This window comes from Bacillus sp. SIMBA_074 (genome assembly GCF_046534555.1).
In the GTDB taxonomy this organism is placed as follows: Bacteria; Bacillota; Bacilli; order Bacillales; family Bacillaceae_G; genus Bacillus_A; species Bacillus_A mycoides.
In genome coordinates, this window is the sequence record NZ_JAWRYM010000395.1 from 1 (window position 1) to 279 (window position 279).

Below are 279 nucleotides of genomic sequence, written 5' to 3' on the forward strand. Positions count from 1 at the left end.
CACTTCTTCAATAACCCGAACATGCTCATCGCCATCCTCGAGCACCATTAGAGTCTTTAATGCTAGATTTACCTCATGGGTATCGATCAACCCATCAACAAATACAGCGATTGCGATCACACTGTTTTTTTGCTTGAATTCCCGAATGACAAAATCCGAGCAATCACCAAACAGTTTTTTCAAAAGGGCGATGTTATCTGCGAGTTTAGAAAAGACCGGAATGCCCTCCAGATCCATTAAGCTACAGGCATTTATAGACTCGATCAGCTCTTTTGTTTT

1 pseudogene is annotated in these 279 nt (G+C 41.6%); it reads right to left on the minus strand.

Features of this window, described 5'->3' with window-relative positions:
• Positions 1-279: pseudogene (locus tag SB773_RS31295) on the minus strand (spore germination protein); the annotation flags it as partial.